Origin of the sequence: Aeromonas sp. A35_P (assembly GCF_002259925.1) — a bacterium.
GTDB classification, from domain to species: Bacteria; Pseudomonadota; Gammaproteobacteria; order Enterobacterales; family Aeromonadaceae; genus Aeromonas; species Aeromonas dhakensis.
This window is the reverse complement of record NZ_NEVB01000244.1, coordinates 1-20,128: the sequence shown is the minus strand read 5'-3', so window position 1 is coordinate 20,128 and position 20,128 is coordinate 1. Positions and strand designations below refer to the sequence as shown.

Sequence of the window (20,128 nt, the reverse complement as noted above, 5' to 3'; positions counted from 1 at the left end):
GAAAATACCTGTCATGGGACTCACTCGTGCGCCATCACCAGCAACAAGGAGCCGTTATGCCGGATGGGGTCAACCTGTCGCGTCGCAGTCTGTTTCGAGGTCGTCTGACATCGACTGAACCTCGGGTACAGCTGCCCTGGTCTGTCGCCTGGTCCGACTTTACCGCCGACTGCACCCGCTGCGGTGACTGCCTCACGGCCTGTCCGGAGCAGATCCTGATCAAGGGCGATGGCGGTTTTCCGACCGTGGACTTTCTGCGCGGCGAGTGCACTTTTTGCGGGGAGTGTGTCGCCGCTTGCAAAGTGCCGATATTTCGTCCGACCACGGAGGCGCCCTGGCAATACATCGCCCATATTGAAGCCAGCTGCCTGGCTCAGGGTCAGGTGTTCTGCCAGCGCTGCCAGGACAGCTGTGAGCCCCGGGCGATCCATTTCTCCCCCGTGCTGGGCCGGGTGCCGACCCCCAGCATCGAGGCCGCAGCCTGCACCGGATGCGGTGCCTGCGTGAAGGATTGTCCGGTCGGCAGCATCCGGGTGGGAACCCCCGCCAGCGAGGAGTCCAGATGAAGCAGGATGTGTGTGAAGCAGGAGCCACAATGAAACAAGAGTTCCATGTATCGAGCCTGGTGGTGCTGACCCAGCCCTCCTTGCGTCATCGGCTCGCAGATCAGATCGCGGCCCTCGAGGGGGCCGAGATCCATGCCGTCAGTGATGAGGGCAAGCTGGTGGTGACCCTGGAAGGCCCGAGCCAGCGGCCCATCATGACGGCCATCGACGCCATCAATGCGATGCCGGGCGTGCTGTCCGCCGCCCTGATTTACCACCAGTTCGATGAGCTCGATGCCCAGTGCAAGGAGTAGCGCCATAAGGTCGAGCCTGCGTGACTCATCATGATGGCCGCCATGGATGCACAGAAAAACGAAGCCAGGGTTCTAGTTCGCCACCCTGAGCCAAAACCAGTTCGATACACTCGACAACTTACGCGATAAGCAATGTGAGGATATGCCATGAAGCTGAGTCGACGCGACTTTATGAAGGCCAACGCGGTGGCGGCAGCCGCTGCCGTGGCTGGTGTCAGTGCCCCCACGCTGGCGGCCAATCTGATCACCAGTACCGACAAGACTGCCATCACCTGGGACAAGGCGCCGTGCCGTTTCTGCGGTACCGGCTGTTCCGTGCTGGTGGGTTCCCAGGATGGGCGCGTCGTGGCGACCCAGGGCGATCCCGATGCACCGGTCAACCGCGGTCTTAACTGCATCAAGGGTTACTTCCTGTCCAAGATCATGTATGGCCAGGACAGGCTGACCCAGCCCATGCTGCGCATGACCAATGGCAAGTTCGACAAGAACGGCAACTTCGCCCCCATCAGCTGGGATCAGGCCTTCGACATCATGGCCGAGAAGTTCAAGGCCACCCTGAAAGAGAAGGGCCCGACCGCGGTCGGCATGTTCGGCTCCGGCCAGTGGACCGTGTGGGAAGGCTATGCCGCCGCCAAGCTGATGAAGGCCGGTCTGCGTACCAACAACCTGGATCCCAATGCCCGTCACTGCATGGCGTCCGCGGTCGTGGGCTTCATGCGTACCTTCGGCATGGATGAACCCATGGGCTGCTACGACGACATCGAGCAGGCCGACGCCTTCGTGCTGTGGGGCTCCAACATGGCCGAGATGCACCCCATCCTCTGGTCGCGCATCTCCGATCGCCGCCTGTCCCACCAGGGCGTGCAGGTGCACGTGCTCTCCACCTTCGAGCACCGCAGCTTCGAGCTGGCGGACAACGGCATGGTGTTCACCCCGCAGACCGACTTGGCGATCCTCAACTACATCGCCAACTACATCATCCAGAATGACAAGGTGAACTGGGAGTTCGTCAACAAGCACACCCAGTTCCGCAAGGGCACCACGGACATCGGTTACGGCCTGCGTCCCACCAACCCGCTGCAGCAGAAGGCCAAGAACCCGGACAACGGCGATTCCACCCCGATGAGCTTCGACGACTTCGCCAAGTTCGTGGCGGATTACGATCTGGAGTCCGTCTCCAAGCTCTCCGGCGTCTCCAAGGACAAGCTCGAGAAGCTGGCCCAGCTCTATGCCGATCCGAGCAAGAAGGTGGTCTCCTACTGGACCATGGGGTTCAACCAGCACACCCGCGGTGTCTGGGCCAACAACCTCTGCTACAACATCCACCTGCTGACCGGCAAGATCTCCCAGCCGGGTTCCGGTCCCTTCTCCCTGACCGGTCAGCCCTCCGCCTGCGGTACTGCTCGTGAAGTGGGTACCTTCGCCCACCGTCTGCCGGCCGACATGGTGGTGACCGAGCCCAAGCACCGCGCCATTGCCGAGAAGATCTGGAAGCTGCCGGAAGGCACCATCCCGGAGCAGGTGGGCTACCACGCCGTACTGCAAAACCGCATGCTCAAGGACGGCAAGCTCAACGCCTACTGGGTGATGTGCAACAACAACATGCAGGCCGGCCCGAACATGAACGAAGAGGCGCTGCCCGGTTATCGCAACCCGGCCAACTTCATCGTGGTCTCCGACCCTTACCCGACCGTGACAGCCCAGGCTGCCGACCTTATCCTGCCGACCGCCATGTGGGTGGAGAAAGAGGGGGCCTACGGCAACGCCGAGCGTCGTACCCAGTTCTGGCACCAGCAGGTGAAGGCACCGGAAGGGGCCAAGTCCGATCTGTGGCAGCTGATGGAGTTCTCCAAGCGCTTCACCGTGGAAGAGGTGTGGCCGGCGGAGCTCATCGCCAAGATGCCGGAAGTGAAGGGCAAGACCCTGTTCGACGTGCTCTATGCCAACGGTCAGGTCAACCAGTTCCCGAAAGAGCAGAGCAAGGGGGCGCTCAACGACGAGGCAGAGCACTTCGGTTTCTACGTCCAGAAGGGGCTGTTCGAAGAGTACGCCACCTTCGGTCGCGGTCATGGCCACGATCTGGCGCCGTTCGATCAGTATCACGAGGCACGTGGCCTGCGCTGGCCTGTGGTGGACGGCAAGGAGACCCTGTGGCGCTATCGCGAAGGGTTCGACCCTTACGTGAAAGCGGGCGAGGGGGTGCGTTTCTACGGCAAGCCCGACGGCAAGGCGGTGATCTTCGCGCTGCCCTATGAACCGGCCGCCGAGGCACCTGACAAAGAGTACGACATGTGGCTCTCCACCGGCCGCGTGCTGGAGCACTGGCACACCGGCACCATGACCCGCAGGGTACCCGAGCTCTATCGCGCCTTCCCGGATGCGGTGCTGTTCATGCACCCGGAAGATGCCAAGGCTCGCGGCGTGCGCCGTGGCGAAGAGGTGATCGTCTCCTCCCGCCGTGGTGAGGTGAAGACCCGGGTCGAGACCCGCGGTCGCAACCGTCCGCCCAAGGGACTGGTGTTCATGCCCTTCTTCGATGCGAGCCAGCTGGTCAACAAGCTGACCCTGGACGCCACCGATCCGCTCTCCAAAGAGACGGATTACAAGAAGTGCGCCGTCAAGGTCGTCAAGGCATAAGGCGGGGAGCGCGAGATGAGTCGTAGTCGGCGCCAGTTTCTGGCCGACATGGCCAAGGGGGCCTGCGGTGTGGGCCTGCTTGGCGTGGGGCTCGGCGGCATGGCGCGCCAGCAGGTGCAGGCGGTGCCTGCCCAGGCGCTGCGCCCGCCGGCCGCCCTCGACGAGGCCGAGTTCCTCGGCGCCTGCGTGCGCTGCGGACTCTGCGTCGAGGCCTGTCCCTACGACACCCTCAAGCTCGCCCGGCTGTTTGAACCCGTGACCACCGGCACCCCCTACTTCAAGGCGCGCGCCGTGCCGTGCGAGATGTGTGACGACATCCCCTGCGTGGCGGCTTGCCCGAGCGGGGCGCTGGATCAGGCCATGACCGACATCGATCAGGCGCGGATGGGGGTGGCGGTGCTCATCGATCACGAGACCTGCCTCAACTACCTGGGGCTGCGCTGCGACGTCTGCTATCGGGTCTGCCCGCTGATTGACAAGGCGATCACCCTGGAGCAGCAGCACAACCAGCGCACCGGCAAGCACGCCATGTTCCTGCCCACGGTGCACAGCGATGTCTGCACCGGCTGCGGCAAGTGCGAGCATGCCTGCGTGCTGGAAGAGGCGGCCATCAAGGTGGTGCCTCGCCAGCTCGCCAAGGGAGAGCTGGGCCACCACTACCGGCTCGGCTGGGAAGAGAAGGCGAAGGCGGGCAAGTCGCTCATCGGTGACAGGCTCACCCTGCCAACCCGCAAACCGGAGGGGCTATGAGTCGTTATCCGGGAGCCGAAGCCACGGCCAGGCTCGGCTGGTGGCGGTCACACCGCTTCCTGCTGCTGCGCCGGCTCTGCCAGTTCGGTGTGCTCACGCTGTTCCTGCTGGGACCGCTGGCGGGCAGCTGGATCCTCAAGGGCAACCTCTCCAGCTCGCTGTTGCTGGAGACAGTGCCGCTCACGGATCCGCTGATCCTGCTGCAGTCGGTGGCGGCGGGCCATTGGCCTATCCCCACCCTCTGGCTGGGGGCTGTCATCGTGCTCGCCGGTTACTGGCTGGTCGGGGGGCGGGTGTTCTGCTCCTGGGTCTGTCCGGTCAACCTAGTCACCGATGCCGCGGCATGGCTCAGGGGGAGGCTAGGGCTCAAGGGCAACGGCCAGTTCAGCCGCTCCACCCGCTACTGGCTGCTGGCCATGGTGCTGGTGGCGCCGGCCATCGCTGGTGTGCTGGTGTGGGAGCTGGTCAATCCGGTGTCGCTCAGCCTGCGCGGCCTGCTGTTTGGCATGGGGGCGGGCTGGGCCTTGCTGGCGGTGCTGTTCCTGTTCGATCTCTTCGTGGTGGAGCGGGGCTGGTGCGGTCACCTCTGTCCGGTGGGGGCCTTCTATGCCCTGGTCAACCGGGTCGGGTTCATCAAGATTTCTGCCAAGGGGCGCGAGCGGTGCAGCAACTGCATGGATTGTTATGCGGTCTGCCCGGAGCGCCCCATCCTGCGCGGCCCCGTTCACGGTGCCAAGCGTGGTCACGGGCCCTTGATTGTGGCTCAGGAGTGTACCAACTGCGGCCGTTGCATCGATGTCTGCGCGGAGCAAGTTTTTGAAATCACTGTAGGTTTTGCCGTCAAGGCAGAGAAAACGTCGGAGAACAAATAATGAAGAAGCTGATTGGAGCAATGCTGGCCTGTCTGATGGCAGGTTCCTTGATGGCGGCAGTCCCCGAGATCACCAACAGCACGGGGGGCATCAAGTCGGAACGGGGGAGCACGGATCTGGTGACGGATGCCGACCCGGCCCCCATGAAGAACTTTCGCAAGGATGGTGACCTCTACGATCGCCAGTACATGCATCAGCCCCCGCTGATCCCCCACGACACCCGCAACTATGAAGTGGACAACAAGGTCAACAAGTGTCTGGCCTGTCACAGCTTCAAGAACGCCAGCGCCATGAAGGCCCCCAAGATCAGCCCGACTCACTTCGAGACCCGTGACGGCATGACTCTGGGTGAGGTCTCCCCCCGTCGCTACTTCTGCCTGCAGTGCCACGTGCCGCAAGCGGATGCCAAGCCGCTGGTGGAAAATACGTTTAAACCAGTTGAAGCCTTGAACTGAGGAACCCATAGATGAAATTACCCGGCTTTATCCAGCGTCTGTGGACCACCTTCAAGTCCCCCTCGAAGGCAGCCCTCTGGGTACTGTTGCTGATGGGCTTCTTCGGCGGGGTCATCTTCTGGGGCGGTTTCAACACCGCCATGGAAGCCTCCAACACCGAGAAGTTCTGCACCAGCTGCCACGAGATGAAGGACAACGTGTTCGTGGAGTACCGCGATACCATCCACTATGCGAACCGCTCCGGCGTGCGGGCCAGTTGCCCGGATTGCCACGTGCCGCACGAGTGGACCTACAAGATCATCCGCAAGGTGCAGGCCTCCAAGGAGCTGTGGGGCATGATCACCGGCAAGGTGGACACCCGCGAGAAGTTCGAGTCGCACCGGCGGGAGATGGCCGAGCGGGAGTGGAAGCGGATGAAGGACAGCGATTCGAGGGAGTGTCGCAACTGCCACAACTTCGAATACATGGACTTCTCCCTGCAAGGCAAGCGGGGTGCCCAGATGCACGCCACCAGCCTTGCCAGCGGCGAGAGCACCTGTATCGACTGTCACAAGGGCATCGCTCACCAGCTGCCCGACATGACAGGGGTGAAGGGCTTCTAAGCCTGCACCAGCAACGAGGCCGGGTTCACCCGGCCTCGTTGCTATTTCGCCCGGCCAGGGCAAAAGCACCACTGTGCCTCCTTTAAATCCCCCCTCTGGTGCGAGTTTTGATAGAATCGGCCCGCCGTGAGTCGCAGCGCATGACAACAAGGTCAAAGGTTCAGCCCGGGCGGGCATGGACCGTGCCACCAGCGAGCGCTGTCAGCCGGGATCCTGGCCGCTTTTCTTCTTCTCTTTGCTCACGGTCCTTTGCCATCAGGAGCTGCCCATGGGACAGAAACACAACGCATTCATTCCCCTCAAGATCGCCGTGCTGACGGTCTCCGACAGCCGCACCGCTGCCGAAGACAGCCCGGGCGACTATCTGGTTTCCGCCCTCGCTGAATCGGGCCATCAGCTGGCCGACCGGGCGCTCTGCCCCGACAATCTGTTTCGTATTCGCGCCCAGGTGAGCGACTGGATCGCCGATGAGGGAGTGCAGGTGGTGCTCATCAACGGCGGCACCGGCTTCAACGAGCAGAACCGGGTGCCCGAGGCGGTCGGGGTATTGTTCGAGCGCACCGTACAGGGCTTTGGCGAACTGTTCCGTCAGCTCTCCTTCGCCGACATCAAGGGCGCCGCCATGCAGAGCCGCGCGCTGGCGGGTCTTGCCAATCGCACCCTGATCTGCTGCCTGCCGGGCTCTACCGGTGCCTGCCAGCTGGGGTGGGAGAAGCTTATCCGCGATCAGCTCGATGCCCGCACCAAGCCGTGCAACTTTGTCTCCCATCTTTGAGGGCCTCTGATGAACCCGACCGAATCCAAGCAGCCTCAGTCCGGCCTGACCCATCTCAACCAGAGCGGCGAAGCCCACATGGTGGATGTGACCGACAAGCTGGTAACCGAGCGTGAAGCCCGCGCCGAGGCGTTTGTCGCCATGGCTCCCGACACCCTGGCCCTGATCCTGAGCGGTCAGCACCATAAGGGGGACGTGTTCGCCACCGCCCGCATCGCCGGCATCATGGCGGCCAAGAAGACCTCGGATCTCATTCCCCTCTGCCATCCGCTGGCATTGACCCGGGTGGAGGTAGAGATAGAACCCCAGGCGGAGCACAATAGGGTCCATATTCGTACCCTCTGCAAGCTCTCGGGCAAGACGGGGGTGGAAATGGAAGCGCTGACCGCCGCGTCGGTGGCGGCACTGACCATCTACGACATGTGTAAGGCGGTGCAAAAGGACATGGTGATCGAGCAGGTGCGGCTGGTGGAGAAAAAGGGCGGCAAGTCCGGTCACTTCCAGTTGAATGCCGGTGCAGGAGAGCAAGCATGATCAAGGTACTCTTTTTTGCGCAAGTCAGAGAGCTGGTGGCCTGCGACGAGCTGAGCCTGCCGTGCGACTACGCCAGTGCCGAGGCGCTTCGCGCCGCCTTGTGCGAGCGCGGCGACAAGTGGGCGCTGGCGCTGGAAGCGGGCAAACTGCTGGTGGCGGTCAACCAGACCCTGGTGCCTCTGGATACGCCCCTTCATGATGGCGATGAGGTCGCCTTCTTCCCGCCGGTGACCGGAGGTTGACCATGAGCGAGACAACCATGACCGATCGCATTCTGGTGCAGCGGGAAGACTTCTCGCTGGCCGACGAATATGCACGTCTCGCCGCCCGGCAGGACACCGGCGCCGTGGTCAGTTTTGTCGGCAAGGTGCGCGACTTCAATCAGGGGGAGCAGGTGAAGGGGTTGGCCCTCGAGCACTACCCCGGCATGACCGAGAAGGCACTGGCGGACATAGTGGCCGAGGCCCGCAGCCGCTGGCCCCTGCAGGAGTGCTCCCTCATTCACCGTATCGGTGAGCTGCTGCTCGGCGATCAGATCGTGCTGGTGGTGGTGAGCAGCGCCCACCGCGAGGCCGCCTTCGAAGCCTGCCACTTCATCATGGATTTCTTGAAAACCCGGGCGCCGTTCTGGAAAAAAGAGCTGACCGCTGAAGGGGTACAACGCTGGGTCGAGGCCAAGGAGAGCGACAACACTGCCGCCGCCCGCTGGCAAGCTTGACCTGTTCAAGGGGCTGGCTCATCGGGAGCCGCGGCCCCTGTTTTCGGGGCCGCCCCCTTGGCTGGGGCCCGATAGAAGCGGCCCCACTCAGGAGGTAAAGGAATGAAACCGCTGTTATCCGTTGTGATCGCCGGGGTCTGCGCCAGTGCGCTGCAGGCAGGTGCCGTGCAGGCCGACGAGGTCAAGGTGGCCGTTGCCGCCAACTTCAAGGGCACCATAGAGCGCATCGGCAAGGCGTTCACCGCCAAGACCGGCCACACCCTGGCCATCTCCTCCGCCGCGACCGGGGTGCTCTACACCCAGATAAGCCACGGCGCCCCGTTTGATCTCTTCCTCTCCGCCGACGTGAAAACCCCGCAGAAGCTGGAGCAGGAGGGCAAGGGCAGCGAGCGTTTCACCTACGCCATCGGCCAGCTGGGTCTGTGGCAGAAGGGCGGGCCGGCTCCTGACGAGGCAACCCTGCGCAGTTGGAAGGGCAACCTCGCCATCGCCAACCCGAAGACCGCTCCCTACGGCACCGCCGCCATGGCGACCCTCGACCATCTCAAGATCGATCCCAAGCAGTACCGCCTGCTGACCGGCACCAACATCGGCCAAACCTGGCAGTTCGTCGACACCGGCAACGCCGAGCTGGGCTTCGTCGCCTGGGCCAACCTGGTGGAGGCGGGCAAGACCGGCGAAGCCTGGGCCGTGCCGGCCGACTTCTATCCGCCCATCGAACAGCAGGGGCTGGTATTGAAGAAAGGGGCGGCGGTCGAGGCGCTGGTGGCCTGGCTCAAGGGGCCGGGTCAGGCAGAGATCAAGGCGGCGGGTTATGCGCTGCCCCACTGATGGCGCAACCATACACCTGACTGATGAGTGGCCGGCCCTCGGGTCGGCCCACTCTTGCGATAAGGATGCACACCATGCCGTTGCCTGAATTCATCTGGGAGTGCGGCTCATGCGATGTGTCTGGTGCTGGATCTGGCGTTGGGAGTGCGTCCGATGAGTGAAGGGGATCTGCTGGCGGTCTGGCTCACCCTGAGGCTGGCAGCCAGCACCACCGCCATCCTGCTGCTGCTCTCGCCGCCGTTGGCCTGGTGGCTGTCGCGCAGCCAGCACAGGCTCAGACCCGTGGTGGAGGCCCTGGTGGCCCTGCCGCTGGTGCTGCCGCCGACGGTGCTCGGCTTCTATCTGCTGCTGGCCTTCTCCCCCTCCTATGGGCTGGGCGCCTGGTGGCGCGACACCTTCGGGGCGCCGCTCGCCTTCAGTTTTACCGGTCTGCTGCTCGCCTCCATCCTCTACTCGCTCCCCTTCGTGGTGCAGCCGCTCACCTCCGCCTTCGTCAACATGGGCAACAAGGAGCTGGAAGCCGCCGCCACCCTGGGGCTCGGCCCGCTGGAGCGCTTCTTTCACATCATCTTGCCGATGACGCTGCCCAGCTTCGTGATGGCGGCGGCGCTCGGCTTTGCCCACACCCTGGGGGAGTTCGGTGTGGTGCTGATGATTGGCGGCAACATCCCGGGTGAGACCCAGGTGCTCTCCATCGCCCTGTTTGATCACGTGGAGACGATGGACTATCAAAACGCCCACCTGCTGGCGGGGGGCCTGATGGGCTTCTCGCTGGTGATGCTGGTGCTGGTGTATGGGGTGCTGCAACGCCGGCAACGGAGGCTGTTCGGATGAACGACACCGGCAAGGCGAAACCGCTGCAACTCAAGGCGAGGCGGGCGTTCGGCGCCTTTAGCCTCGAGTGTGAGCTGGCCCTGGAGCTTGGGGGCGTCCTCGGTCTGTTCGGCCCCTCCGGTTGCGGCAAGAGCAGCCTGCTGCGCATCATCGCCGGGCTGGACCGTGCGCCGGGCGACACGTTGAACTGGCAGGGCAGGGCGCTGAGCGATCTGCTGCCCGAGGCGCGCCGCATCGGCCTGGTGTTTCAGGATTCGCGCCTCTTCCCCCATCTGAGCGTGCTCGGCAACCTGCAACTGGCGGCCCGCAAGGGGCGAGGGCGCTGGCAACCCGAGGCACTGGCGACCCGGCTCGGTTTTGCCGAACTGCTGCCCCAGCCGGCCCACGGCCTCTCCGGTGGCCAGCGCCAGCGGGTGGCACTGGCCAGGGCCCTGTTGGCCGAGCCTGATCTGTTGCTGCTCGATGAACCTTTTTCTGCGCTGGACAGGCGCAGCCGCATCCATCAGGCCCACGTGCTCAAGAGTTTGCAGCAGGAGAGCGGCATTCCGATGATCTTCGTCAGCCACGCCATGGAGGAGGTGAGCCTGCTTTGCGATCAGCTGGTGCTGCTGGCGGATGGCCGGGTGGAGGCACCAGGTCGGCCGAGCGAGATCTTCGCCCGCACCGACCTCTCGCTTGCCAGTCGCGACGATGCCGGGGTGATGCTGGCGGCGACCCTCTCTCACTACGATGAAGAGGAGCAGATGGCGACCCTGCAGCTCGGCGAGCAGCAACTGAGGGTCACCATGACCCAGGTGCCGGACGACGGCGGCCCCCTGCAGATCAAGGTGGCCGGGCGGGACGTGGTGATTGCCACCGCTCCCATCGAGCACTCCAGCCTCTCCAACTGCCTCACCACCAGATTGCTGGCCGAACGCGAGGTGCGCCCCGGCCAGACCCTGTTGCAGTTGGCGCTGGGTCAGCAGATACTGCTGGCCCGGATCACCAGCCGCTCCGCCAGACGGCTGGCACTCGCCCCGAACCAGCAGATCTACGCCTACATCAAGGCGGTGAGTCTGGTCAGCGAGGGTTGAGCGGATTGCAGAAGAGGCAGAAAATCAGGATGGTTCAGCGGATGAGTCGAGAGGCAATGAACTGATGCGCCGCAATCAGGTGATGAAATCCAACGGTCTTGCCCTGCGTAGTGCGGGGGAAGGCCCTTTGTTGTTGCTGCTGCATGGGCTGGGTTCCTCCAGCCTCGACTGGCAGGCACAAATAGAGCATTTTTCCGAGCACTACCGGGTGGTGGCGCTGGATCTGCGTGGCCACGGCCAGAGCATGCAGGAGGGGCCGTTTGACGTGGCCACTCTGGCGGCAGATGTAGTGCGCTGGCTTGATGAGCAATCCGGCCCCGCCTGGGTGGTGGGACTCTCCCTGGGGGCCATGGTGGCGCTGGAGCTGGCGCTGCAACTGCCGCACAAGGTGCAGGGGCTGGTGCTGGTCAACGGCTTTAGCGAATTTCTGCTGGAGACTCCCAAAGAGCAGGAGCGGCTTGCCCAGCGCCTCAAGTGGTTGCGCTGGTTTGGCATGCGTCCGCTCGCCTGGTGGCTGGGGCGCGAGCTCTTTCCCGGCCCCGACCTTGCCCAGGTGCGCCACACCTTCCGGCTGCGTTTCGTGCGCAACAAGAAGAAAACCTACAAGGCGCTGCTGGAGGCGCTGCCAGGCTGGTCGGTGCGCGCCCGGCTTGGCAACATCTGGCAGCCGGTGGCCATCATCTCCACCAGTCACGACTATCTACCGCTCGCCAAACGGGTGGAGCAGTTCGCCTCCCTGCCCAACGCCACCATCCACACTCCCAATGGCCACCACGCCTGGCCGGCGGAAGATCCCTCCGGCTTCAATCATCTGTTGCAGCGGATCCTCTCAACCCATTGATGAAGTGGTGGAGAACAGTGGCAGATAAAAAAGCCGACCCTGGGGTCGGCTTTTTTGTTGGTGCAAAGGCTCGCTGGGATGGTTTACCCGTGCGAGCAGACCGGGCAGTCGGGGCGCTTGGGCAGCTTCATCTCGCGAAAGGTGCCGCCCAGGCCGTCGATCATCAGCAGGCGACCGCTGTAGCTCCTGCCCATGCCAGCCAGCAGCTTGATGGCTTCGAGCGCCTGCAGGCTGCCCACCAGTCCCACCACAGGGGCCAGCACCCCCGCCTCGACGCAGGTGAGGGCCTGCTCGCCGAACAGGGCGCTGAGGCAGGCGTAGCAGGGCTCATCCTGCTGCCAGGTGAAGCTGCAGATCTGTCCTTCCAGCCGGATGGCGGCGCCGCTGACCAGCGGTACCCTGTGCTGGCGGGCCTTTTGGTTGAGCAGGTTGCGAATGGCCAGGTTGTCGGTGCAATCCAATACCAGCTGGTGGCGTGGCAACAGGGTATCGAGCAGCGCCTCGTCGGCCACGGCGGCGTGGGTCTCCACCGCAAGCCAGGGGTTGAGGGCGCGCAGGGACTGGGCGGCGGAGTCCACCTTGTAGTGGCCAATGCGCTCATCTGTGTGCAGCACCTGGCGCTGCAGGTTGGAGAGCTCCACCTTGTCGAAATCGACCAGGGTGAGCTGGCCGGCCCCGGCCACCGCCAGATACTGGCTGGCGGCGCAGCCGAGGCCGCCGGCGCCGATCACCAGCACATGAGCCTGCTTGAGTGCCTCCTGCCCCTCGAAATCGAAGGATTTGAGGATGATCTGGCGGTTGTAGCGCAAGAGCTCGGCGTCGCTCAGGATCTCGCTCACAGCAGCAATCCCCCGAATGGTTCGACGGTGACCGTCTCGCCTGCCGCGACACGCCCCCGTTCGCGCTCAAGGACGATGTAGCAGTTGGCCCGCGACAGGGAGCTGAACACGGCGGAGTCTTGCGAGCCGGTGCTGCGTACCTCCAGGCCGTTTGGCCCCTGAGTCAGGATGCCGCGCTGGAAGTCGAGCCGGCCCGGCGCCTTCTTGAGCGGCTCTGCGGCCATGGCTTGCAACTGGAGCGGGCGCTCGAAGCGTTGGCCGGCCAGCTTGGCCAGTGCCGGTTGCACCAGCTGATCGAAGGTGACCATGGCGGAGACCGGGTTGCCCGGCAGACCGAAGAACCAGGCGTGGGGCAGGCGACCGAAGGCAAACGGCTTGCCCGGCTTGATGGCCAGCTTCCAGAAGCCGATTTCGCCGAGCTCCTCCAGCAGCTGTTTGGTGAAGTCCGCTTCCCCCACCGAGACGCCGCCGGTGGTGATGAGGGCGTCGGCCTCGCGATCGGCCTGTTGGAAGGCGGCGCGCAGCTGAGCGGGATCATCCGGGATGATACCAAGGTCGAGGCAGTCGCAGCCCATGCGATCCAGCATGGCCCGCACGCCGTAGCGGTTGGAGTCGTAGATGTCGCCGTGGGCGAGCGGGGTACCGACCGGCTTGAGCTCGTCACCGGTACTGAAGATGGCCACTTTCAGCGGCCGGCGCACCGGTACGGTGGCAATGCCGAGGGAGGCCAGCAGCGGCATCTCCCGGGCGGTGAGACGAGTACCGGCGCCGAGCACGCTGGCGCCCTCGCGGATGTCTTCGCCGCGGCGGCGAATGTTCTGGCCGGGCACCGGCGTGGTCAGAAAGGTGATCCTGTCGCCGTCGGCCTGCGTTTCTTCCTGCATCACCACCGCATCCGTCCCGGCCGGTACCGGGGCGCCGGTCATGATGCGCACGCAGTGGCCGGCGGGCCACTCACCCTGATAGGGCTGACCGGCAAAGGCCTTGCCCGCCATGATGAGGGGGGCACCGTTGGCGAGATCCGCCAGCCGCACCGCATAACCGTCCATGGCGGAGTTGTCGAACGGGGGCACACTGAGGGGGGAGGCGATATCCGCGGCGAGTACCCGGCCAAGGGCCTCTGGCAGGGGCAGTTGTTCGCTGTCGCAACAGCCGTCAAGCTGTGCCAGCATGCCCTGCAGGGCGTCGCTCAGGGGGAGTAGTCCGCTGGTATCAAATCCCATGTCATGACCTCATTGTGTGATGGAGGGGGTGTGAAGGGCGGATTATCCCAAAAATCCTTGCCGATGGGCAGGTTGTAGCAGGATAAAACCGTTTGGCTGTACAGATAGGCAGCGACCGGGCCGCGCGCCTCCCCCCGTATGGGTAGCGCCGGCGAAGTAAAAGCCGCCAGATTGGCATAAAGTCAGGGAACAGGCTTGAGTTAGCTTGAATTATGACAATAATCGCCGTCTACTATTGCGCCACAACCGAGTGCCGTCATAGCGAGGCGGCCATCACAGTCCCTGAGCGTGGGAGAGGAACAAGATGACGAGCTTAAGTCGGGAAGCCCTGTTGGTCAGGGCCGCTCTCGAGGCCGAGGGCCTCGAAACACCTCTGGTGGCCAATACCCTGGATGGCCAGCAGAAGCGGGAGAAGATCGAGGGCCACATGCGCGCCATCATGGAGACGCTGGGGCTGGATCTGGCCGATGACAGTCTGGCGGAGACGCCGCATCGCATCGCCAAGATGTACGTGAACGAAATCTTCTCCGGCCTCGATTACGCCACCTTTCCCAAGGTGACGGTGATTGAGAACAAGATGAAGGTGGACGAGATGATCATGGTGCGGGACATCAGCCTCACCAGCACCTGCGAGCACCACTTCGTCACCATCGACGGGCTGGCCCACGTGGCCTATATCCCCCGCGGCAAGGTGATCGGGCTCTCCAAGATCAACCGCATCGTGCAGTTCTTTGCCCGCCGTCCTCAGGTGCAGGAGCGCTTGACCCAGCAGATCCTGCTGGCGCTGCAGACCCTGCTCGGCACCAAGGACGTGGCCATCAGCATCAAGGCGACCCACTTCTGCGTGAAGGCTCGCGGCGTGATGGACTCCACCTCCTACACCACCACCACCTCCCTGGGTGGCGTCTTCAAGACCCAGCCCGATACCCGTGCCGAGTTTCTGGCCGGTCTGAAAGGCTGATCTGCCAGGAGATGTGCCGTCGCTGCGGCACGTCTCCTCGCTTTCCCCTCCTTTTTCACTTCCCTTGACGGCCCGCTGGCTGCCGGATGGTCGCACCGACAATTTTCCTCAAGGGATGGACATCCCCGGTCGATATATCCCGTTATGGCTTGCGTGTTTCTCTCTGGAAGCGTTCAAGTCTTCAAGGTGCTAGGTTCCGGCGGCTCTCTTGGTCGGGCGGGTCTGTCGATAAGAGATCTGTGCCCAGCCGGGCATCTTGTAAAAAATGTCGCCTCGTTCATGCAAGGACATAGATTCATCAAGGCTGGATGAGCCGCCATGGAGGCGGTGACCGCGGGCCGTATGCGTACGGTTCAGACGAGCGTTATCTGTTCACTCATATCCAGGACATGCCATGAATACCAGTACCATGACCATCGGCAAGAAACTCACCGCGGGCTTTGCCATGCTCGGCCTGATGATGGCCTTTATCGGTGGCTTCTCGCTGCTGCAGTTTGGCAACATGAACCGGGCCGCCATCGGCTTTACCGACAGCATTTTGCCCGCCGTGGTGCGTACCAGCACCCTGGGCGAGACCATCAATACCCTGCGCCGCTATGAACTGGATGTGTTTCTGGTGGCGGCCGATCCGCAGCAGAAAGCCCACTATCGCGACCTTGGCGAGCAGACCCTGCAAGAGGTCGCCCGGCAGGTCAAGGCGCACGATGCCACTATCTGGGCGGAGGACGTGGAAGAGCGGCGCACCTTCGACATCGTCAAGCAGGACTGGGACAAGTACGTGGCCCTGCACCAGCGCATCCGGCAGATGCAGGATGGCGGCCAGCTGGCCGAGGCCCAGCAACTGTTCATGAGCGAGGGGATCACCCTCTATACCAACCTGGCCAAGTCGGTAGGGGATCTGATCCGCATCAACCACGGCTACTCCGTGGGCTCCCGTGCCCAGGTGGTGGCTGCATTTGACAGCGCCAAGCTGAGCATCATAGTGGCGCTGGTACTGGGTCTGCTGCTGGCGGGTGCGCTCTCCACCGTGCTGACCCGCCAGATCCGTGATCCGCTGGTGATGCTGGCCCGCCAGGCCCAGCGCATCGCGAGCGGTGATCTGGGCAAGAGTGAGTTGCAGGAGTGGATCCGCGGCAATCGCTTCAAGCGTGACGAGCTGGGTCAGCTCGGCGCCGCCATCGACCGCATGCAGGGTTCGCTGGCGGATCTGGTGAGTGAAATCGCCGGCTCGGTGAGCCAGCTCAGCAGCGCGGTGGAGGAGGTGAGTGCCATCTCCGAGCAGTCCGCCACCGGCATGGCTCGCCAGCAGAGCGAGGTCTCCCAGGTTGCCACCGCCATGAACGAGATGCAGTCCACCGTCAACGAGGTAGCCCACAACACCACGGACGCCATGAGCGCGGCCAAGGATGCCTCGCGCACCTCGACCCAGGGCAACCAGGTGGTGCGCAGCGCCATCAGCAGTATCGAGGAGGTGTCGGTCAAGATTGAGCAGGCGGGCGCCGTGGTGCAGCAGCTGGAGCAAGACAGCACCAACATCAGCATGGTGCTTGACGTCATTCGCGGCATTGCCGAGCAGACCAACCTGCTGGCCCTCAACGCGGCCATCGAGGCGGCGCGCGCCGGTGAACAGGGGCGCGGCTTTGCGGTCGTGGCCGATGAAGTGCGCTCCCTGGCCCAGCGCACCCAGAACTCCACCGCCGAGATCAGCAAGATGATCGAGGTGTTGCAGGAGCGCACCGCCGAGGCGGGCAGCGCCATGCAGCTGAGCCGTCAGCAGATGCAGGAGAGCGTGGGGCTGGCGCGGGAGGCGGGCAACAGCATCGACACCATCAACGGTGCCGTCACCCAGATCACCGACATGAACACCCTGATCGCCACCGCTACCGAGGAGTAGAATGCGGTGACCGAGGAGCTCAATCGCAGCATAGTCAACATCCACAATGCTGCGGACGAGAATGCCCTGGGGGCCCAGCAGACCGCCCAGGCCTGTGTCGAGCTGAGCAAGCTGGCCAATACCCTGCATCATATGACCCAGCGCTTTACCCTCTAAGAGCGTTTGGCAGATAGCAAAAGGCCCCGTCCAGTGACGGGGCCTTGTTGTTTTGGCAGGTTTGCTGATCGCAGGGTCGATGAGCTCAGAGTCATCGGCCGGCGCCAGATCCTTTATCCGGCCATTTAGCTCAGGCCGACTATCTCGCCGTGCTCGTCGATATCGATATGGCGGTAGGCCGGCAGGCTGCCAAGGCCCGGCATGGTCATGATGGGGCCCGCCAGGGCATAGACGAAGCCGGCGCCGGCGCAGAGCTTCACCTCCTCGATGGGCACCTCGAAGTCGGTCGGTACCCCCTTGAGGGCCGGATCATGGCTGATGGAGAGCGGCGTCTTGGCCACGCAGACCGGCAAGTGGCCCCACCCCTCGGCAGAGAGTTGCGCCAGTTGGCGGCGCGCCTTGTCCGATAGTCGCACGCCGCGCCCGCCATAGCCGCACTCCACCAGGGTCGCCAGCTTGGCGTCCAGGCTCGCCTCGTCCGGGTAGAGCAGCTTGACCTTGCCTGGCTGCTCACAGGCGGCCACCACCGCCCGGGCCAGCTCGCTGGCGCCAGCTCCGCCCTGGGTAAAGGCGTGGGAGATGGCGCAGCCAGAGGCGCCGGCTTGCACCGCCGCGCGGGTCAGCAAGGCCAGCTCCGCCTCGCTGTCGGTGGGGAAGCGGTTGATGGCGACCACCACCGGCACGCCGTAACGGCGGGCGTTGGCGATGTGCCAGCCGAGGTTGGCGCAGCCCTGCGTCAGGGTCGGCAGATCCTCGCCCAGCAGGCTTTCGGGCAGCGGCTGGCCCGGGCGGATGTCGAGCAGGCCGCTGTTGGCCTTGAGCCCGCGCACCGTTGCCACCAGCACCACGCAGGCCGGTACGATGCCGGATTGGCGGCTCTTGATGTTGAAGAACTTCTCCAGCCCCATGTCGGAGCCAAAGCCTGCCTCGGTCACCACGTAGTCGGTGAGGCCGAGGGCCATGCGATCGGCGATCACCGAGGAGTTGCCATGGGCGATGTTGGCAAAGGGGCCGGCGTGCACCAGCACCGGGGTCTGCTCCGTGGTCTGCATCAGGGTCGGCTGCAGGGCCTCCTTGAGCAGCACCGTCATGGCGCCCGCCACTTCCAGCTGCTCGGCGGTGATGGGGTTGCCGTGCAGGTCGCGAGCCAGCTGGATGCGGCCGATGCGCTGGCGCAGGTCTTTCAGATCGCTCGCCAGCGCCAGAATGGCCATCAGCTCGGAGGCGGCGGTGATGACGAAGCGATCGCTGCGCTCGACGCCGTCGGCGGCGCCCCCCTGGCCGACGGTGAGGTGGCGCAGGGCGCGGTCGTTCATGTCGAGGGTGCGCGGCCAGAGGATGTTGTCGGCATCGATATCGAGCCGAGGCAGGCCGGTTCTGGCGCTGAACTGGTCACCGAGCTTGCGCTCATGGAACAGGCGGGCATCGAGGGCTGCCGCCGCCAGGTTGTGGGCGGCGGTGAGGGCGTGAAAGTCACCGGTGAGGTGCAGGTTCATCTCCTCCATCGGCACCACCTGGGCGTGACCGCCACCGGCAGCCCCCCCTTTGACCCCGAACACGGGCCCGAGGCTCGGCTGGCGGATGGTGGCGATGCTGGGCTGGCCGATGTGGTTGAGCCCCATGGAGAGGCCGAGAGTGGTCACCGTCTTGCCCTCGCCAAGCGGGGTGGGGGTGATGGCGCTCACCAGCACCAGCTTGCCCGCCGGCTTGGGGAGCGACTTGAGCAGGTCGAGGCTGAGTTTGCCCTTGTAGTGGCCGTATGGGCTCAGCTGGTGCGAAGGGATGGCGAGGCGCTCGGCCAGCGCTTGAATGGAGAGACGGGGGGACTGGCGGGAGATCTCGATATCGCTTAGCATCAGCACCTCGTTGGCATGTCAGGTCAAATATGCGGCGAAGTCTAGTGGAATCAAGAGGGTTATCCAATGAGTAATAACATTTTATCCGGCAATCGTGAGCGACTGCTCACCCCCATCGAGCTGGATCTCAACGCCCTCTATCACCCGCCCAAGCAGCCGCTCACCGCCCTTGGCATCGTCAGTGCCTTCATTCCGCTGTTTGGCTACGGCTGGCAGGCGATGACCCAGGATCCGGAGACCCACTTTCGCCACGAGCTGGCCAAGCGCATCAACAAGCACAAGACCGATGAGGCCAACCTCATCCTGATCCTGCAGTTGGCCGGCATGCTCGATTGCCACTGCCTGCACATCAGGCTGCCCTATGCCCTCGGCGATGAGCAGCTGGCAACCCTGCGCCAGCGCCTGCCGCGCTGGCAGTTGAACCTGCGCGACGTGCTGCTGGTGGCCGAGCTGCCGCTGCCTGCCGATAGCGCCGCCCCATAGCCATCCCGTCACCGCTGTAAAGGTGTTAAGCCTTGCGATCCCAGTAGTGGGGGGCGAGATAGCGCTCCTGCACGAATTCGATGAAACAGCGCACCTTGGCCGAGACGAAACGGCGGTGCGGATAGAGGGCATAGAGCCCCACCTGCCCCTTCTCCCACTCCGGCAGCAGTGACACCAGGGCGCCGGAGCGCAGCGCATCGCCGACGATGAAGGTGGGCTGCAAGATGATGCCCTGATCATCGCAGGCCGCCCGGGTCAGGGCTACCCCGTTGTTGGCCCGCAGCGGCCCTTGCGGGCGCACGCTCAACTGCTCGCCATCCCGTTTGAACACCCAGTCCGGCTGGGTCAAGGTATAGAGCAGGCAGTCGTGCTGCTTGAGATCCTCGGGGCTGCTTGGCGTACCCCGACGGGCCAGGTAGCCCGGGCTGGCGCACACCTCCAGCCGCATCATGGCCAGCGGCTTGGCCACTAGGGAGGAGTCCGGCAGGTTGCCGATGCGCAGCGCCAGATCGAACCCCTCTTCCACCAGCGCCACCCGCCGGTCGCTGTACTCTATCTCCAGCTTCAGATCCGGGTAGCGTTCGCGAAACAGCGGCAGGGCGGGGGAGAGGTGCAGGTAGCCGAAATCCATCGGCACCGACAGCTTGAGGGTGCCCTGGGGCTGCTGGTTGTTGCGGGTCAGCTGGCTGTGGGTCTCTTCGAGCTCCGCCAGCAGCGCCTGAGAGCGCTGGTAGTAGAACTGGCCCGCCTCGGTGGGGTTGACCTGGCGAGTGGTGCGCGACAGCAGCCGGGTGGAGAGCGACTCCTCCAGCTGCTGCATCAGCTTGGAGGTCATGGCGACCGAGATGCCGAGCTGGTTGGCGGCCTTGGTAAAACTCTGACACTCCACCACCTTGATGAAGGTGCGCATGGCGGCTATCTGATCCATCTTTCAC

21 protein-coding genes and 1 pseudogene are annotated in these 20,128 nt (G+C 64.1%); 18 read left to right on the top strand and 4 right to left on the bottom strand.

Going from position 1 to position 20,128, the window contains the following annotated elements; translation table 11 throughout:
* The first annotated feature begins 56 nt into the window (after window positions 1-56).
* From napF to CAK78_RS20165, 15 genes are all read left to right on the top strand, one after another.
* Complete coding sequence (napF, locus tag CAK78_RS20235; protein WP_094698479.1) at window positions 57-566, top strand: ferredoxin-type protein NapF; 510 nt, start codon at window positions 57-59, stop codon at window positions 564-566.
* A 29-nt stretch (window positions 567-595) separates the two neighbouring features.
* A complete protein-coding gene (locus tag CAK78_RS20230) occupies window positions 596-859 on the top strand; it encodes a chaperone NapD (protein WP_017781796.1) in 264 nt (87 codons plus the stop codon).
* Window positions 860-1,006: 147 nt separating this feature from the next.
* The gene (napA, locus tag CAK78_RS20225) at window positions 1,007-3,496 is read left to right on the top strand and encodes a nitrate reductase catalytic subunit NapA (protein ID WP_094698478.1); all 2,490 of its coding nucleotides are present in this window, start codon (window positions 1,007-1,009) and stop codon (window positions 3,494-3,496) included.
* Window positions 3,497-3,511: 15 nt separating this feature from the next.
* On the top strand, window positions 3,512-4,246 hold the full coding sequence (gene napG, locus CAK78_RS20220; protein WP_094698477.1) for a ferredoxin-type protein NapG: 735 nt from the start codon (window positions 3,512-3,514) through the stop codon (window positions 4,244-4,246).
* Window positions 4,243-5,118 (top strand): quinol dehydrogenase ferredoxin subunit NapH, encoded by an 876-nt coding sequence (gene napH / locus CAK78_RS20215; RefSeq protein WP_094698476.1) that lies wholly within the window; start codon window positions 4,243-4,245, stop codon window positions 5,116-5,118. The genes napG and napH overlap by 4 nt, the downstream gene beginning before the upstream one ends.
* Window positions 5,118-5,573 carry a nitrate reductase cytochrome c-type subunit gene (locus CAK78_RS20210; RefSeq protein ID WP_094698475.1) on the top strand — a complete coding sequence of 152 codons (456 nt, stop codon included), beginning with the start codon at window positions 5,118-5,120 and terminating at the stop codon, window positions 5,571-5,573. The genes napH and CAK78_RS20210 overlap by 1 nt, the downstream gene beginning before the upstream one ends.
* An 11-nt stretch (window positions 5,574-5,584) precedes the next feature.
* Window positions 5,585-6,175 carry a cytochrome c3 family protein gene (locus CAK78_RS20205; RefSeq protein ID WP_094698474.1) on the top strand — a complete coding sequence of 197 codons (591 nt, stop codon included), beginning with the start codon at window positions 5,585-5,587 and terminating at the stop codon, window positions 6,173-6,175.
* A 268-nt stretch (window positions 6,176-6,443) separates the two neighbouring features.
* Window positions 6,444-6,950 carry a molybdenum cofactor biosynthesis protein B gene (moaB, locus tag CAK78_RS20200; protein ID WP_094698473.1) on the top strand — a complete coding sequence of 169 codons (507 nt, stop codon included), beginning with the start codon at window positions 6,444-6,446 and terminating at the stop codon, window positions 6,948-6,950.
* Between the two features lie 9 nt (window positions 6,951-6,959).
* Entirely contained in the window at window positions 6,960-7,484 is a 525-nt protein-coding gene (gene moaC / locus CAK78_RS20195; RefSeq protein ID WP_094698472.1) for a cyclic pyranopterin monophosphate synthase MoaC, read from the top strand.
* Window positions 7,481-7,726 carry a molybdopterin synthase sulfur carrier subunit gene (gene moaD / locus CAK78_RS20190; RefSeq protein ID WP_005299353.1) on the top strand — a complete coding sequence of 82 codons (246 nt, stop codon included), beginning with the start codon at window positions 7,481-7,483 and terminating at the stop codon, window positions 7,724-7,726. Before moaC ends, moaD begins: the two co-directional genes overlap by 4 nt.
* 2 nt (window positions 7,727-7,728) lie before the next feature.
* Window positions 7,729-8,202, top strand: coding sequence for a molybdopterin synthase catalytic subunit MoaE (moaE, locus tag CAK78_RS20185; protein ID WP_094698471.1), 474 nt, complete (start codon window positions 7,729-7,731; stop codon window positions 8,200-8,202).
* 102 nt (window positions 8,203-8,304) lie between these two features.
* Window positions 8,305-9,033 carry a molybdate ABC transporter substrate-binding protein gene (gene modA, locus CAK78_RS20180; RefSeq protein ID WP_094698470.1) on the top strand — a complete coding sequence of 243 codons (729 nt, stop codon included), beginning with the start codon at window positions 8,305-8,307 and terminating at the stop codon, window positions 9,031-9,033.
* Between the two features lie 153 nt (window positions 9,034-9,186).
* Entirely contained in the window at window positions 9,187-9,867 is a 681-nt protein-coding gene (gene modB / locus CAK78_RS20175; RefSeq protein ID WP_011705491.1) for a molybdate ABC transporter permease subunit, read from the top strand.
* Window positions 9,864-10,940 carry a molybdenum ABC transporter ATP-binding protein gene (gene modC / locus CAK78_RS20170; RefSeq protein WP_094698469.1) on the top strand — a complete coding sequence of 359 codons (1,077 nt, stop codon included), beginning with the start codon at window positions 9,864-9,866 and terminating at the stop codon, window positions 10,938-10,940. The genes modB and modC overlap by 4 nt, the downstream gene beginning before the upstream one ends.
* Window positions 10,941-11,004: 64 nt before the next feature.
* Window positions 11,005-11,781 carry an alpha/beta fold hydrolase gene (locus CAK78_RS20165; protein WP_176452871.1) on the top strand — a complete coding sequence of 259 codons (777 nt, stop codon included), beginning with the start codon at window positions 11,005-11,007 and terminating at the stop codon, window positions 11,779-11,781.
* A gap of 83 nt (window positions 11,782-11,864) precedes the next feature.
* On the opposite strand, the gene moeB is transcribed toward CAK78_RS20165, so the two are convergent.
* Both moeB and moeA read right to left on the bottom strand, forming a co-directional pair.
* A complete protein-coding gene (moeB, locus tag CAK78_RS20160) occupies window positions 11,865-12,620 on the bottom strand; it encodes a molybdopterin-synthase adenylyltransferase MoeB (protein WP_094698468.1) in 756 nt (251 codons plus the stop codon).
* Window positions 12,617-13,843: a molybdopterin molybdotransferase MoeA gene (gene moeA / locus CAK78_RS20155; RefSeq protein WP_094698467.1), complete on the bottom strand. Its 1,227-nt coding sequence runs from the start codon at window positions 13,841-13,843 to the stop codon at window positions 12,617-12,619. Before moeA ends, moeB begins: the two co-directional genes overlap by 4 nt.
* Window positions 13,844-14,147: 304 nt before the next feature.
* Here moeA and folE point away from each other — a divergent pair, with 304 nt between their 5' ends.
* Window positions 14,148-14,804, top strand: coding sequence for a GTP cyclohydrolase I FolE (gene folE / locus CAK78_RS20150; protein WP_005299391.1), 657 nt, complete (start codon window positions 14,148-14,150; stop codon window positions 14,802-14,804).
* A gap of 394 nt (window positions 14,805-15,198) precedes the next feature.
* Window positions 15,199-16,854: pseudogene (locus CAK78_RS20145) on the top strand (methyl-accepting chemotaxis protein).
* A gap of 125 nt (window positions 16,855-16,979) precedes the next feature.
* Here the strand turns inward: CAK78_RS20145 and CAK78_RS20140 are convergent.
* On the bottom strand, window positions 16,980-18,710 hold the full coding sequence (locus CAK78_RS20140) for a formate--tetrahydrofolate ligase (protein ID WP_094698466.1): 1,731 nt from the start codon (window positions 18,708-18,710) through the stop codon (window positions 16,980-16,982).
* A 66-nt stretch (window positions 18,711-18,776) separates the two neighbouring features.
* On the opposite strand from CAK78_RS20140, the gene CAK78_RS20135 reads away from it, so the two are divergent.
* Window positions 18,777-19,193, top strand: coding sequence for a hypothetical protein (locus CAK78_RS20135; protein ID WP_094698465.1), 417 nt, complete (start codon window positions 18,777-18,779; stop codon window positions 19,191-19,193).
* A 25-nt stretch (window positions 19,194-19,218) separates the two neighbouring features.
* On the opposite strand, the gene CAK78_RS20130 is transcribed toward CAK78_RS20135, so the two are convergent.
* Window positions 19,219-20,121, bottom strand: coding sequence for a LysR family transcriptional regulator (locus CAK78_RS20130; protein WP_017766036.1), 903 nt, complete (start codon window positions 20,119-20,121; stop codon window positions 19,219-19,221).
* Between the last annotated feature and the right edge of the window lie 7 nt (window positions 20,122-20,128).

Coding starts and splice junctions, on each gene's coding strand:
- napF (WP_094698479.1), top strand. CDS start 57: ATGCCGGATGGGGTCAACCTGTCGCGTCGCAGTCTGTTTCGAGGTCGT.
- CAK78_RS20230 (WP_017781796.1), top strand. CDS start 596: ATGAAACAAGAGTTCCATGTATCGAGCCTGGTGGTGCTGACCCAGCCC.
- napA (WP_094698478.1), top strand. CDS start 1,007: ATGAAGCTGAGTCGACGCGACTTTATGAAGGCCAACGCGGTGGCGGCA.
- napG (WP_094698477.1), top strand. CDS start 3,512: ATGAGTCGTAGTCGGCGCCAGTTTCTGGCCGACATGGCCAAGGGGGCC.
- napH (WP_094698476.1), top strand. CDS start 4,243: ATGAGTCGTTATCCGGGAGCCGAAGCCACGGCCAGGCTCGGCTGGTGG.
- CAK78_RS20210 (WP_094698475.1), top strand. CDS start 5,118: ATGAAGAAGCTGATTGGAGCAATGCTGGCCTGTCTGATGGCAGGTTCC.
- CAK78_RS20205 (WP_094698474.1), top strand. CDS start 5,585: ATGAAATTACCCGGCTTTATCCAGCGTCTGTGGACCACCTTCAAGTCC.
- moaB (WP_094698473.1), top strand. CDS start 6,444: ATGGGACAGAAACACAACGCATTCATTCCCCTCAAGATCGCCGTGCTG.
- moaC (WP_094698472.1), top strand. CDS start 6,960: ATGAACCCGACCGAATCCAAGCAGCCTCAGTCCGGCCTGACCCATCTC.
- moaD (WP_005299353.1), top strand. CDS start 7,481: ATGATCAAGGTACTCTTTTTTGCGCAAGTCAGAGAGCTGGTGGCCTGC.
- moaE (WP_094698471.1), top strand. CDS start 7,729: ATGAGCGAGACAACCATGACCGATCGCATTCTGGTGCAGCGGGAAGAC.
- modA (WP_094698470.1), top strand. CDS start 8,305: ATGAAACCGCTGTTATCCGTTGTGATCGCCGGGGTCTGCGCCAGTGCG.
- modB (WP_011705491.1), top strand. CDS start 9,187: ATGAGTGAAGGGGATCTGCTGGCGGTCTGGCTCACCCTGAGGCTGGCA.
- modC (WP_094698469.1), top strand. CDS start 9,864: ATGAACGACACCGGCAAGGCGAAACCGCTGCAACTCAAGGCGAGGCGG.
- CAK78_RS20165 (WP_176452871.1), top strand. CDS start 11,005: ATGCGCCGCAATCAGGTGATGAAATCCAACGGTCTTGCCCTGCGTAGT.
- moeA (WP_094698467.1), bottom strand. CDS start 13,843: ATGGGATTTGATACCAGCGGACTACTCCCCCTGAGCGACGCCCTGCAG.
- folE (WP_005299391.1), top strand. CDS start 14,148: ATGACGAGCTTAAGTCGGGAAGCCCTGTTGGTCAGGGCCGCTCTCGAG.
- CAK78_RS20140 (WP_094698466.1), bottom strand. CDS start 18,710: ATGCTAAGCGATATCGAGATCTCCCGCCAGTCCCCCCGTCTCTCCATT.
- CAK78_RS20135 (WP_094698465.1), top strand. CDS start 18,777: ATGAGTAATAACATTTTATCCGGCAATCGTGAGCGACTGCTCACCCCC.
- CAK78_RS20130 (WP_017766036.1), bottom strand. CDS start 20,121: ATGGATCAGATAGCCGCCATGCGCACCTTCATCAAGGTGGTGGAGTGT.